This is a genomic window from Xenorhabdus hominickii (genome assembly GCF_002632725.1).
Classification (GTDB): Bacteria; Pseudomonadota; Gammaproteobacteria; order Enterobacterales; family Enterobacteriaceae; genus Xenorhabdus; species Xenorhabdus hominickii.
Genome location: NZ_NJAI01000003.1, coordinates 500,007 through 512,850, shown reverse-complemented (window position 1 = coordinate 512,850; position 12,844 = coordinate 500,007). Strand labels below are relative to the sequence as shown.

13 protein-coding genes and 1 pseudogene are annotated in these 12,844 nt (G+C 42.4%); 6 read left to right on the top strand and 8 right to left on the bottom strand.

What is annotated here, in order from left to right:
• The first annotated feature begins 47 nt into the window (after positions 1–47).
• The 3 genes and pseudogenes from Xhom_RS12290 to Xhom_RS12280 form a co-directional block, all read left to right on the top strand.
• Positions 48–584 (top strand): TetR/AcrR family transcriptional regulator, encoded by a 537-nt coding sequence (locus tag Xhom_RS12290; RefSeq protein ID WP_069316716.1) that lies wholly within the window; start codon positions 48–50, stop codon positions 582–584.
• Between the two features lie 252 nt (positions 585–836).
• The gene (locus Xhom_RS12285; protein WP_069316717.1) at positions 837–1,703 is read left to right on the top strand and encodes an AraC family transcriptional regulator; all 867 of its coding nucleotides are present in this window, start codon (positions 837–839) and stop codon (positions 1,701–1,703) included.
• Positions 1,704–2,025: 322 nt separating this feature from the next.
• Positions 2,026–2,639, top strand: a pseudogene (locus Xhom_RS12280) (PfkB family carbohydrate kinase); the annotation flags it as partial.
• Positions 2,640–2,746: 107 nt separating this feature from the next.
• On the opposite strand, the gene lysS reads toward Xhom_RS12280, so the two are convergent.
• The 5 genes from lysS to xerD all read right to left on the bottom strand — a co-directional run bounded on the left by lysS (position 2,747) and on the right by xerD (position 8,934).
• Entirely contained in the window at positions 2,747–4,261 is a 1,515-nt protein-coding gene (gene lysS, locus Xhom_RS12275; protein ID WP_069316718.1) for a lysine--tRNA ligase, read from the bottom strand.
• A 9-nt stretch (positions 4,262–4,270) separates the two neighbouring features.
• A protein-coding gene (gene prfB / locus Xhom_RS12270; RefSeq protein ID WP_099139750.1) for a peptide chain release factor 2 occupies positions 4,271–5,369 on the bottom strand; the annotation gives its coding sequence in 2 pieces (ribosomal slippage) (positions 4,271–5,293 and positions 5,295–5,369; 1,098 coding nt in all).
• Between the two features lie 155 nt (positions 5,370–5,524).
• The gene (gene recJ, locus Xhom_RS12265) at positions 5,525–7,258 is read right to left on the bottom strand and encodes a single-stranded-DNA-specific exonuclease RecJ (protein ID WP_069316720.1); all 1,734 of its coding nucleotides are present in this window, start codon (positions 7,256–7,258) and stop codon (positions 5,525–5,527) included.
• Between the two features lie 34 nt (positions 7,259–7,292).
• Positions 7,293–7,994 carry a bifunctional protein-disulfide isomerase/oxidoreductase DsbC gene (gene dsbC / locus Xhom_RS12260; protein ID WP_069316721.1) on the bottom strand — a complete coding sequence of 234 codons (702 nt, stop codon included), beginning with the start codon at positions 7,992–7,994 and terminating at the stop codon, positions 7,293–7,295.
• Between the two features lie 34 nt (positions 7,995–8,028).
• On the bottom strand, positions 8,029–8,934 hold the full coding sequence (xerD, locus tag Xhom_RS12255; RefSeq protein ID WP_069318475.1) for a site-specific tyrosine recombinase XerD: 906 nt from the start codon (positions 8,932–8,934) through the stop codon (positions 8,029–8,031).
• A 196-nt stretch (positions 8,935–9,130) separates the two neighbouring features.
• On the opposite strand from xerD, the gene fldB reads away from it, so the two are divergent.
• The gene (gene fldB, locus Xhom_RS12250) at positions 9,131–9,649 is read left to right on the top strand and encodes a flavodoxin FldB (RefSeq protein ID WP_069318476.1); all 519 of its coding nucleotides are present in this window, start codon (positions 9,131–9,133) and stop codon (positions 9,647–9,649) included.
• Positions 9,650–9,814: 165 nt separating this feature from the next.
• Here the strand turns inward: fldB and Xhom_RS12245 are convergent, their stop codons facing one another.
• Positions 9,815–10,240 carry a protein YgfX gene (locus Xhom_RS12245; protein WP_069316722.1) on the bottom strand — a complete coding sequence of 142 codons (426 nt, stop codon included), beginning with the start codon at positions 10,238–10,240 and terminating at the stop codon, positions 9,815–9,817.
• Entirely contained in the window at positions 10,221–10,487 is a 267-nt protein-coding gene (sdhE, locus tag Xhom_RS12240; RefSeq protein ID WP_069316723.1) for an FAD assembly factor SdhE, read from the bottom strand. Before sdhE ends, Xhom_RS12245 begins: the two co-directional genes overlap by 20 nt.
• 227 nt (positions 10,488–10,714) lie before the next feature.
• Here sdhE and ygfZ point away from each other — a divergent pair, with 227 nt between their 5' ends.
• Positions 10,715–11,716 carry a tRNA-modifying protein YgfZ gene (gene ygfZ / locus Xhom_RS12235; RefSeq protein WP_069316724.1) on the top strand — a complete coding sequence of 334 codons (1,002 nt, stop codon included), beginning with the start codon at positions 10,715–10,717 and terminating at the stop codon, positions 11,714–11,716.
• 15 nt (positions 11,717–11,731) lie between these two features.
• Entirely contained in the window at positions 11,732–12,337 is a 606-nt protein-coding gene (locus Xhom_RS12230; protein WP_069316725.1) for an HD domain-containing protein, read from the top strand.
• A gap of 170 nt (positions 12,338–12,507) precedes the next feature.
• Here Xhom_RS12230 and Xhom_RS12225 read toward each other — a convergent pair whose 3' ends face one another.
• The gene (locus Xhom_RS12225) at positions 12,508–12,822 is read right to left on the bottom strand and encodes an MFS transporter (RefSeq protein WP_232326103.1); all 315 of its coding nucleotides are present in this window, start codon (positions 12,820–12,822) and stop codon (positions 12,508–12,510) included.
• Positions 12,823–12,844: the final 22 nt, after the last annotated feature.

Sequence of the window (12,844 nt, the reverse complement as noted above, 5' to 3'; positions counted from 1 at the left end):
AAACAAAGTCATAAAACATAATAATTTGAAAAATAAGAAAAATAATCATGAGTAAAAAAGAACACATCTTAGATATTGCAGAATTACTGTTTAATGAATTCGGTTACAACACAGTTGGGGTCGATTTGATTCGGGATAAGGCAAATGTGTCAAAAACCTCAATGTATCGGTATTTTGGCTCAAAAAATAAACTCATTGAAAGCTTATTAATCAGGCGGCATAAACGGTTTCAAGAAGAGTTAAGTCGTGCAGTAAACACCACGGAGGGGGCAGAGAATAAGCTGAATGCGATCCTTGATTGGCATTTTTCATGGTTCCAATCCCCTGACTTTAAAGGATGCCTGTTTATGCATGCTCTGGCCGAGTTTAAAGGCCATGATGAAATTATTGTCCAACAAGCTCAGCAACATAAGACATGGCTAAAATCACTTTTAGCTTCAATTTTCCCGGCTAACCATAACGATGCTGAAATCAAAACAGAAATGCTTATGACGTTTATTGAAGGAATGATAGTCCGAGCAGAATTTGGCGGAATAGTAGGTTGTGAGCACATTTATCGAATGGGGGCAAAAGCATTGCTCTGAATATATCAAACATTCGAAAGATGAAGATCTCATTAAGCTCTATATCCAATGGATTAAGATGCAGCGCTTATGTCTTGGGAGCGTATCCCCGGGAACATAGATCACTCTATGTTTATTACTACGTGACTAGGGAGAGTGAGAGTCACGAGCAAAGCTATAACTTGAAAGACGATAGGTATAAGTCAGCAATTATCATCATGTACTGCCACTCAAGGTTATATAGCATACCGTTCACCAGATAGATTGGACATTATGACGATGATTAAAAAACGATTAAATGCACTGCTTCACTATATTGATGAAAATATCGATCTCCATATGGATGGAGAAAGTTTGAGTCGTGTTGCTGCTTATTCTAAGTATCACTTTCACAGACTATTTTCCGCAAATTATGGTATCGGCGTTACTGCATATATTAGGCAGCTCCGATTGAAGAAAGCTATTTATACTCTGGCGTATAGAGATACTTCAATTATAGATATTGCTCTTACGTGTGGTTATGAAAGCCCAGAAGCATTCTCCAGAGCATTCAAAAGTGCAGTTGGTCAAAGCCCTAGTGAGTTCAGAAAAAAACCTGATTGGTCTATCTGGTATAGCCGACATCAAATCATAAATGATATTAGGACGAAAACTATGAGTGAGAAATTATCCAGTCAGAAAGTAGGAATTGTTAATTTTCCAGAAACCTCAGTGGCAGTTATGGAGCATAAAGGAGCACCATCAAACATCGGAAATACAATTAGGGCATTTAAGGAATGGCGAGTAAATAATAAACTGTCACCTGAGCAATACAGAACGTTTAATCTCGTTTATGCCGACCCTGCTAAAGTTGAACCAGATGAATATCAATTTGACTTATGTGTGGAAGTTTCTCCAAACTTTGAAGTCCAACACCCTAAAATGACCCCAAAAATCATTCCAGCGGGAAAATGTGCTTATGTACGACACATCGGTTCAGACGATGAAATAAATGCTATAGTCAATTATCTGTACACAAATTGGCTACCGGAAAACAATCAAGAAATTCGTGATTTCCCATTATTTTTTGAACGTGTGAAATTATTTCCATTGGTGCCAGAAGTAGAGGCTGTAACGGATATTTACCTGCCTCTAGTGTAACTACTTTCAGGTAATTTATTATATTCATCACATCATTATAATGATGTTAGGCTGGATATTCCATCTTTTAAAGTTGTAGCACTATTGGCTGCCACTTTAAATATATTAGGGTAATAGTGTGGTATTTTTTAGTTATGAAATAATCAATAACAAAACTAATGGATTACTAGGCTAGGCTCTTAGTCACATTTTTTGCATAGTCCATCTGTTTTATAAAACTTACGATCATAATCTCATAATTAGAACTAAGAATGAAAATAACCTTTACTGTCTGTCGGACATGAAATAAAACATTAATGTAAAAAATAGCCAAGAATATGATATGTCAAAGAGGGAAAGTCAGATATTGCAACTTCTAAAACGCGATCCTTTCATTCAACAGCAAGAACTTGCTGATATCCTAGGGATTAGCCGAACATGTGTTGCTGGACATATTATGAATCTCAGTAAAAAAGGCTATATTAAAGGTAAAGGGTATATCTTAGCTAATAATGTTCACGCTGTCACTGTTGGTGCAGCGAATATAGATTTAACAAGCTATGCTTATGCCAAATTAGATTATAAAGTTCCAACTAAGGGAAAATTATTTCGACACCAGGCAGTGTCGGGAGAAATATCGCACAAAATATTGCTTTATTAAAAAATGAAAGTTACTTAATTTCAGTTGTCGGTGATGATCAAAATGGAAAAAAATTATTTGAGCAAACAAAATTAACAGGTATCAATGTCAAGTATCTCCATAAATTGGATGAAGAAAAAACATCAATTTGCAATTCGATTATCGATGAAAATGGCAAGTGTATGATAGCCATTAATGATATGAATATTCTGGAAAAACTAACGCCTTCGTTATTATCTCAATCTAAGGCCCTAATTCAACATGCCAGTGTGTTAGTCGTTGACTGCAACTTAACGGAAAAAGCATTAGAGTGGTTACCGCATTTCCTACTTTCTTCTTATTACATCCTTGCAAATCGTAAACATAAAAAACGCCCTGCCCGGCTGACCTGACAGAGCGTTTAACTGCTTTAATAAAAAAATGATTATTTGTTCGGACGCATTGCTGGGAACAAGATAACGTCACGAATGGTATGGCTGTTAGTGAACAACATTACCATACGGTCGATACCAATCCCTAAGCCCGCTGTTGGCGGCAAGCCGTGCTCCAGCGCAGTGACGTAATCATCATCGTAGAACATCGCTTCGTCGTCACCTTCGTCTTTCTGGCGAACCTGCTCAGCGAAACGTTCTGCCTGATCTTCTGCGTCGTTCAGCTCCGAGAAGCCGTTACCAATTTCGCGGCCACCGATGAAGAATTCAAAACGATCAGTGATAAATGGATTGTCATCGTTACGACGAGCCAACGGAGAAACTTCTGCCGGATATTCTGTAATGAATGTCGGCTGAATCAGGTGACTTTCTGCGGTTTCTTCAAAGATTTCACATTGAACGCGACCCAAGCCCCAACCTTTTTCAACGTCAACTCCCAAGGATTTAGCGATAACAACCGCTTTGTCCATATCGTCCAGATCCGCGATATTGGTTTCTGGACGATACTTGCAGATCGCCTCTTTCATGGTCATTTTGGTGAAAGGCTGACCGAAATCGAATTCTTGCTCACCGTATTGAACCCGTGTTGTACCCAACACTTCTTGAGTCAAAGTGCGGAACAGTTCTTCTGTCAGGACGATCAGATCTTGGTAATCCGCGTAAGCCATATAGAGTTCCATCATGGTGAACTCTGGGTTATGACGCGGAGATACGCCTTCGTTACGGAAGTTGCGGTTGATCTCGAAAACACGCTCAAAACCACCCACTACCAGACGTTTCAGATAAAGCTCTGGAGCAATGCGCAAATACATGTCAATATCCAGCGCATTGTGGTGCGTGATGAATGGACGTGCGCTGGCGCCACCAGGAATCGCCTGCATCATAGGTGTTTCAACTTCCATGAAATCTTTTTTAATCATGAAGTTACGCAATGCAGACATGACACGAGAACGGATCAGGAATGTTTTGCGTGATTCATCATTCGCGATCAGATCCAGATAACGCTGACGATAGCGAGTTTCCTGATCTGCCAAGCCGTGGAATTTATCCGGCAATGGACGCAATGCTTTAGTCAGTAAACGCAGTTCAGTACAGTGAATGGAAAGCTCACCCGTTTGCGTTTTAAACAACTTACCACGAGCACCTAAAATGTCACCCAAATCCCATTTCTTGAACTGCGTGTTGTAAATGCCTTCCGGCAGATCATCACGGGATACGTAGATCTGAATGCGGCCGCCCATGTCTTGCAGAGTTGCAAAAGATGCCTTGCCCATGATGCGACGTGTCATCATGCGGCCAGCAACGGCCACTTCGATGCCCAGCTCTTCCAATTCTTCCTTCGTCTTGTCATCGTATTTCGCGTGTAGATCTTCGGAAATATTTTCGCGACGAAAATCATTTGGAAAAGCAATGCCATTGCTGCGCAGGGCAGACAATTTTTCACGGCGGGTTTTCAGTTCATTATTTAAGTCAGGAGCCTGTTCAGCTCCCTGCTGTTGTTGTGACATTTTAGTTCCTCATAGGCCAGCTTTTAAGCTTGCTTCAATGAATTTGTCCAAATCACCATCCAGCACAGATTGCGTGTTGCGGGTTTCTACGCCAGTACGCAAGTCTTTAATGCGGGAATCGTCCAAAACGTAAGAGCGGATCTGACTGCCCCAACCGATATCCGATTTGTTCTCTTCCATTATCTGTTTATCTGCGTTCTTCTTCTGCATTTCCAGTTCGTACAGTTTTGCTTTCAACTGTTTCATCGCCTGGTCTTTGTTTTTATGCTGAGAACGGTCATTCTGACACTGGGTCACAATGCCAGTCGGTACGTGGGTGATACGTACAGCAGATTCAGTTTTGTTAACGTGCTGACCACCCGCACCGGAAGCGCGGTATACATCGATACGTAAATCAGCCGGATTGATTTCGATATCAATATCATCATCCACTTCTGGGTAAATAAAAGCAGAACTGAATGATGTATGGCGACGGCCACCGGAGTCAAATGGGCTTTTACGTACCAAGCGATGAACGCCCGTTTCTGTACGCAACCAACCGTAAGCATATTCACCAATGATCTTGATAGTCGCCGATTTCAGACCAGCGACATCACCATCAGATTCTTCAATAATTTCAGTCTTAAAGCCTTTGGATTCAGCCCAGCGCAGATACATGCGCATTAACATGCTGGCCCAATCCTGCGCTTCTGTACCACCGGAACCCGCCTGAAGATCCAGATAGCAGTTTGCACTGTCATATTCGCCGGAGAACATACGGCGGAATTCAAGTAGGCTGAGTTTCTCTTCTAACAGCTCCAATTCAGCCACGGCTTCATTGAAGGTCTCTTCATCATCAGCTTCAATAGCCAATTCCAGAAGACCGTTCACATCTTCTAATCCCTGATCGAGCTGATCAATGGTTTTTACGATGCTTTCCAGTGATGAACGTTCTTTCCCTAATGCCTGTGCTCGTTCCGGTTCATTCCAGACATCAGGCTGCTCTAATTCAGCATTGACTTCTTCTAAGCGTTCTTTCTTGGCATCATAGTCAAAGATACCCCCTCAGAACTGCTGTCCGCTCAGACAGGTCCTGAATGTGGTTTTTTACCGGATTAATTTCAAACATATTTCGTGTCTTATACGTTGTGATTTTAAATAAATGATGGTCGCGTAGATATTTTCGAACCGCGCATTGTAACGGATCTGCCAAAGGGTTTATAGCACTTATGGAGATTCGTTCCCAAGACATAAGCGCTACATATTGTAATCCATTGGGTCTAATCAATGGGGCCAAATATGTTGGATCAAAAGCTGAACATCGCGATTACCACGAAATTCATTAATATCCAATTTATAAGCTAATTCTACTGTTTTAATGCTATTATCCGGCCAACGGTTAATATCAATGTTGAACGCGATACCATCAAGCATTGGCCCGCCATTTAACGGTTCAAGCATGACTTTCAGATGATTTGTTCCAACAATTTTCTGTTGTAGCAGCTTGAATCTGCCATCAAAAACTGGCTCGGCAAACGCCTGCCCCCACGGACCGCCATCACGCAGAATTTCGGCGATTTCCAGCGATAATTCCCCTAATGACAATTCGCCATCGCTCAAGACGACACCTTCGAGTTGGCTAATATCCAACCATTCGGTCACCAGCTCGGAAAAGTAACGCTGAAATAATTCAAACTTGTCTTGCTCAATCGACAACCCTGCCGCCATCGCATGACCACCAAATTTCAGCATTAATCCCGGATATAAGGTATCAAGGCGTTCAAGTGCATCACGCATATGAAGTCCATTTACAGAACGCCCCGACCCCTTTAATGTTCCATCACCGACAGGTGCAAAGGCGATGACTGGACGATAAAAACGCTCTTTAATGCGTGAAGCCAAAATGCCGACGACTCCCTGATGCCATTCGGGATGGTAAATTGCCAAACCGTAAGGCAGATGGGTATGGGTTCGCTCAATTTTATCGCAAATCAACAAGGCTTCTTGCTGCATACCCTGCTCGATTTCCCGGCGAGTTTGATTCAAGCTATCCAAGTCACAAGCAATCTGGCGGGCTTGCACCATATCATCTGTCAGTAATAATGCTACCCCAACCGACATATCATCCAGTCGTCCGGCAGCATTTAATCTTGGCCCCAATGAAAAACCCAAATCACTGGCAGTCAGTTTTGTGGATTCCCGTTTGGAAATTTCGAGCAATGCTCGTATCCCCGCACAGCAACACCCTGCCCGAATGCGATTTAATCCTTGATAAACCAGAATCCGGTTATTGGTATCGAGGGGAACCACATCAGCCACAGTACCCAATGCCACTAGATCCAGCAATTCAGCTAAATTAGGCAATGGAATGCCTTGTTGCTCAAACCATGCCAGTTTGCGTAATTCTGCTCTGAGTGCGGACATCAGATAAAATGCAACACCTACTCCAGCCAAAGCCTTAGAGAGGAAAGTACAGTCAATCAAATTGGGATTGATGATAGCTTCTGCAGCCGGCAATGTTTCACCGGGCAAATGATGATCGGTGACGATCACCTTAATGCCCTGTTGATGTGCCGCTATTACACCATCATGAGATGAGATTCCATTATCCACGGTGATAATCAGATCAGCGCCTTTTTTGACTACTTCATCAACAACTTGAACGCTTAATCCATAGCCATCTTCAAAACGGTTTGGGACAAGATAATCAAGATTGTGATATCCCATTGCGCGCAAAGCTCGGATACTCAATGCAGTACTGGTTGCCCCATCGGCATCGAAATCACCGACAATTACGATACGCCAATGTTCATGCAATGCAGTTATCAGCAAGGAAACAGCCTGTTCAATACCACTAAGAGCTTGGTAATTGAGCATTCCCTTTAACCCGCGCTCCAGTTCATCGGCATGACGTATACCACGCATAGCGTATAAACGCCGCAATAATGGGTGAATATCGTTGGGAAGATGGCTAGGGTCCGCCGCCGATCGACGACGGAGTTGTGTTTCTCTATTCACTTGTTTTTATTCACTGAATTTGACTCATTATCGGTTACCCACCAAGCTTATCCAACTCAGCCAATAAATCTTTCGGTGACAAATAACCACCAATCACATTGCCATTCTGAGTAACTATCGCCGGTGTACCTTGAACACCAAATTGCAAGCCTAACTGATAATGTTTTGCGATATCAATTTTACAATTCTTAATTGGAGAAATACTTTCACCTTTAAACGCGGCGTTCAGGGTCTTAACAGGTGTTGCGCTACACCAAATAGATTGCATCTCTTTAGCTGGTTTCTGTTCCATACCATGGCGAGGAAATGCCAGATAACGGACAGTAATACCTAGATCGTGATATTGTTGCATGTTTTCATGCAGCTTATGGCAATAGCCACAGGTAATATCGGTGAAAACAGTAACAACGTGTTTCTCTTTGGGTGCTTTGTAAATAATCATCTGGTCTTTCATAGCATCCAATTTCTTAACCAGAGCCTGATTACTGACCTTCTTTGGCACATTACCGCTGATATCATAAAGCACACCCTGTAACAGATATTTACCATCATCGGATATATAAATAGTTCCGTGGTCGGTTAAGATAGTGCTAAAACCAGAAACCGGTGATGGGTGAATAGCTTCCGCTTTTATACCTACTTTTGACAATGATTGATTAATTGCACTTTCATCAGCAAAGGCATTACCAATAAGAGCACTCAATAACAAGGAAAGGCAAAACGCAATCTTTTTCATTTTTTGTTCCTTTTATTCTCATCTCCCTTTGTGGTCAGCCACGAGGATGATGTTGTTGATGCAGAACCTTAAGACGCTCGGTTGCTACATGAGTGTAAATTTGAGTTGTAGAGAGGTCACTGTGACCCAATAACATCTGTACAACACGTAAGTCTGCGCCATGATTCAGTAAATGTGTCGCGAACGCATGACGCAGCACATGGGGTGACAAAAGTTCAGCATCAATTTCAGCCAATACTGCATAATGCTTGATCCGATGCCAGAAAGTCTGACGTGTCATCTGCGTTCCCCGCTTACTGGGGAAAAATACATCAGATACAGCGCCATGCAATAACCACGAGCGCCCATACTCCAAATACTTTTCCAGCCAGTAAACCGCCTCTTCTCCTAAAGGAACCAATCTTTCCTTATTTCCCTTACCAATGACCCTAACAACTCCTTGACGCAAACTCACATCCGATAATGTTAAGCCAACCAGCTCTGAAACCCGTAGCCCACAAGCATAAAGCACTTCAAGCATCGCTTTATCGCGCAGTTCAATGGGTTGTTCAGTCAAAGGAGCACTAAGCAAATTCTCAACTTGTTTTTCGCTTAAATCCTTGGGCAAACGTTTAGGCAATTTAGGCGCAGATAATAACGCTGTTGGATCATCACTTCGCATTTTTTCACGATAAAGATACTGAAACAACCTCCGCATTGCACTGAGTAATCGGGCTGAACTACTGGCTTTATAACCGCCATCCACCCGCTCAGCCAAAAATGATTGTAATTCAATAGACTGTACAGAGAGTAAATCATAACCATAATTTACCAGCCAGTTGTTCAACGCTTGTAAATCAAGTCGGTAAGAGGCAAGGGTATTTTCAGCCAAATCTTTTTCTAGCCAGATGGTATCCAGAAACTGCTCTATCAAGGGACTTGCCGATGGATGTTGCTCCAGTGCCAGTGAGTTATTTTTCGATGAATAGTGTTCCGATGAACTCTGTTCCGATGAATGGTTTTCTGATCGGTTGTGTTTTTTTGGCACAAGCCCTCCTTTGTATCGGTGCCTTCTTCCTATTGGCTATTATGCCTGAAAAAGCGATTATTCTGTTACAATACGGTTCCTGATATTCGAAATCCTTTGATAAATAATGATGAAAATTGGTCTCTTTTACGGCTCCAGTACCTGTTATACAGAAATGGTAGCAGAAAAAATACGCGATATACTCGGTGAAGATCTGATCGACCTACATAATGTCAAAGATTGTGATCCAAAATTGATGGAAGAGTATTCTGTCCTGATCCTCGGGATTCCCACTTGGGATTTCGGGGAATTGCAGGAAGATTGGCTGGCTATTTGGGATCAGCTTCCGTCGTTAGATCTGGCAGGAAAAATCATTGCCATGTATGGCATGGGTGATCAGGTCGATTACAGCGAGTGGTTTTTAGATGCTTTGGGAATGCTATATCACCATTTATTGCCAACAGGTGTACAGTTTATTGGTTTCTGGCCAACAGAAGGTTATGAATTTACCAGCCCCAAACCACTATCTGAAGATGGTAAACAATTTGTCGGATTAGCGTTGGATGATGTGCACCAGTTCGATCAAACGGATGATCGTTTAAGTGAATGGTGTATGCAGATCTTAGCTGAGATGGAAGCGCTGTTTTAGATTTGTTGTCTATTATTTGTTGGCTGCACTGCTCATTCTCCCCAGAAGCCCAGAAGCATAGTTAAAGTGACATTGTTAGCTATGCCTTTGGGATTGCGTTCTTTCAGCATCGTACTGCCACTATCGTACTGCTATCATCACACTGAAATTTGATACCCATTAAGTCTATATATCAGGATATTGGCGCATAACATGATTAAAATAACGCCATAATTCCGGTGACATACTATCTGATGCCACCCATAACTTAATTGGTGGCTGGTGGTGTGAATTTTCTTTCCGACCAAAAGCATGGAGTACAACGATTATCCCATAGCGGCTGAACCACGGCGGTTGAGTCATTTTCCATGCTGCTTGTTGCCAGTGCACTTTATTGCCCTTGAATAACACCAACCTTCCCTGACACTCGCGGATATTGTTCTGGCTTCGTACCCAACTCGCCATAATGATGGCGAGCAACGGAAGCCAGAAATAAAAAACATTGGCAGGCCAAGGCGCTAATAAAACCGCCACAACGACTCCGCTATGTATGACCGTGGAAAACAGGAGGGCATGGCGGGATATTTTTAACTCACTGTGCCACAGGGCCACGGGCTTGGTTTCTGCTCTGGATTAATTGCACCATGTGAAAAAGCTCATCATCTTCAGGACGCCCATGATTCATGAGCCAATTGAAAAGATCAGGATCCGGACACTCCAACAAACGAACAAAAATCCGTTTGTCTTCATCATTCAATGAATCATATTCATACTCAAAAAATGGCATAATAGAAATATCCAATTCACGCATTCCACGACGACATGCCCAGTGAATACGCGCTTTATTATCAATATCCATGTTTAAACAGCCTCTTTATCATTTTTCATTAAGCTGGATTATCAACGATTACGACCTGTTTTTCATCATCTATGGTGATCGAATCACTGGATATATAGACAAGATGCGAAGCGCATCGCAACAACGAACGGTTTCCCTATAAATAACGGGAATAACTCCTTTGCATTAAGCTGCTTCTCTTTTACCATTAGCCCTATTTCTCAGATAGTTTACTGGCAGGAGCTGCTATGACTTACCAAATTCCGTTTTCTGCACAATCTCCATCTTCTTCCGAAACGCTCCCACTAACTTTAATTTCCCTGAATGATTGGGGAATGGTGACTGCCACTGGAGCTGACACGGAGAAGTACCTGCAAGGTCAGGTTACAGCCGACATTATCTCTCTGAATGAAAACCAACATGTGTTAACTGCACATTGTGATGCCAAAGGAAAAATGTGGAGTAATTTTCGGCTGTTTCAGCGTGGTGAAAGTTTTGCCTATATTGAACGTCTTTCGGTGCTAGACACACAATTAGCTGAATTGAAAAAATATGCCGTGTTTTCCAAGGTGACTTTTGTCAAAGATGAAGAAAATGTTCTGCTCGGTTTAGCAGGAACAGGAAGTCGGGAAGCACTGACAACGTTCTTTCCTGACCTGCCCGATGCCGAATCTCCTGTTATCCAACACCAAACAGCAACACTTCTCCACTTATCTCTCCCAGCAGAACGTTTCTTGTTAGTCGTAGATAAAACAACTGCCGCCCAGTTAACCGAAATGTTAGTCGAAAAGTTTCAATCGCAACTGAATGATAGTCAACAATGGCTGGCTTTAGAAATTGAAGCGGGATTTCCTGTGATTGATATAGCTAGTAGTGCTCAATTTATTCCACAAGCGACAAATCTTCAGGCTCTCAATGACAGCATCTGCTTCAAGAAAGGGTGTTACACCGGTCAAGAAATGGTGGCTCGCGCTAAATACCGTGGGGCAAATAAACGCGCGATGTACTGGCTGGCGGGTAGTGCCTCTTCTTTACCTGCCGCTGGTGATGATTTGGAATGGCAATTGGGCGATAAGTGGCGCCGGACAGGTTCAGTACTGACAGCTGTCAAACTGGCTGATAACGCTGTTTGGGTACAAGTTGTCATGAATAATGATATGGAAGCAGACAGTGTATTCCGTATCCGCGAAGATGAAGGCCATGCTCTCACCATTCAAGCATTACCTTATTCATTAGATGAAGAAAAATAATTATTGAGGCTTTGTATGTCATTAACTGTCCCCCCTGTTGACTTCGGCCCTTTTACCGATGTCATTGCGTTTATCATGGAGCTGGATAAATTAAAATATGTCCACCGCAAGACGAAGATACTGAACAATACGCGCTACGAAAACTCCGCTGAACATAGCTGGCATTTTGCTATCGCCGTTATCGGTTTCGCCCCTTATGCCAGTGATGTGGATATCAACCGAGTTATTCAGATGGCTTTGATTCATGACATTGTTGAAATCGATGCTGGTGATGTTATTGCGTTCGATTTGACTGCCCGTGAAGCCATTCAAGAACAAGAAGTGCAAGCAGCTAACCGTATTTTTGGCCTACTGCCAAAAGCTCAGAGAGATTACTTCCTGAAACTTTGGCACGAATATGAAGATGCTGTTACTCCTGAAGCGCGTTTTGCCAAAACCCTCGACAGAATTATGCCGGTATTTATGAATCTGCATAACCAAGGCCAAAGTTGGGTTGAAAATGGTATTCGCTTCGAGCAAGTCTACAATCTGCTCCATTTCGTTTCCGAAAGTTATCCTGAACTATGGAAACATCTGCTGCCGCAATTGGAAGCAGCGAAAGAAAAAGGCTGGTTGAAGTAATTCTCTCTTCATCCGAAAAATAAGCTGTCAGACTTGGTTGAATGTTTATCTGAAAACAGCAAAAATCTGACAGCTTCAATTTTCATCATCAAAATATAATATTTAATCAATCACCACTTCAATCAATTATTGCTTTAATCAGACACAGGCCATGAACCACATTCAACCATTCACGTTTTTTGTGAGCCTTTAAGAAGATGCCAAGCAATCAAGAAAAACGCCAAGTCCGCCAAAGTGAGTAAACTTGGCATCAGCCAATGTGCTGATACTCTCTGAGCAACAGGCACTATCGCCATTCCAACAACCATTGCCATGATTTGCCCCAGCACTAATGCAAGGCTGGCTGACAGTGGTTCCATATCGAGTACAATTTGCAAAAACTGGGTGGCAAAAAAGACAAAACCGACCAATAGCCCTAAGCTCAATAAATTCACTATAATTGAACCGGCAAAAACGCCATTACGGAACAGGGAAATATCCATCAACGGTACGGGTAACTTCTGCTGT

Excerpts from the sequence above, each read along its gene's own strand:
- Xhom_RS12290 (WP_069316716.1), top strand. The coding sequence starts at position 48 with ATGAGTAAAAAAGAACACATCTTAGATATTGCAGAATTACTGTTTAAT.
- Xhom_RS12285 (WP_069316717.1), top strand. The coding sequence starts at position 837 with ATGACGATGATTAAAAAACGATTAAATGCACTGCTTCACTATATTGAT.
- lysS (WP_069316718.1), bottom strand. The coding sequence starts at position 4,261 with ATGTCACAACAACAGCAGGGAGCTGAACAGGCTCCTGACTTAAATAAT.
- dsbC (WP_069316721.1), bottom strand. The coding sequence starts at position 7,994 with ATGAAAAAGATTGCGTTTTGCCTTTCCTTGTTATTGAGTGCTCTTATT.
- fldB (WP_069318476.1), top strand. The coding sequence starts at position 9,131 with ATGAAAATTGGTCTCTTTTACGGCTCCAGTACCTGTTATACAGAAATG.
- sdhE (WP_069316723.1), bottom strand. The coding sequence starts at position 10,487 with ATGGATATTGATAATAAAGCGCGTATTCACTGGGCATGTCGTCGTGGA.
- ygfZ (WP_069316724.1), top strand. The coding sequence starts at position 10,715 with ATGACTTACCAAATTCCGTTTTCTGCACAATCTCCATCTTCTTCCGAA.
- Xhom_RS12230 (WP_069316725.1), top strand. The coding sequence starts at position 11,732 with ATGTCATTAACTGTCCCCCCTGTTGACTTCGGCCCTTTTACCGATGTC.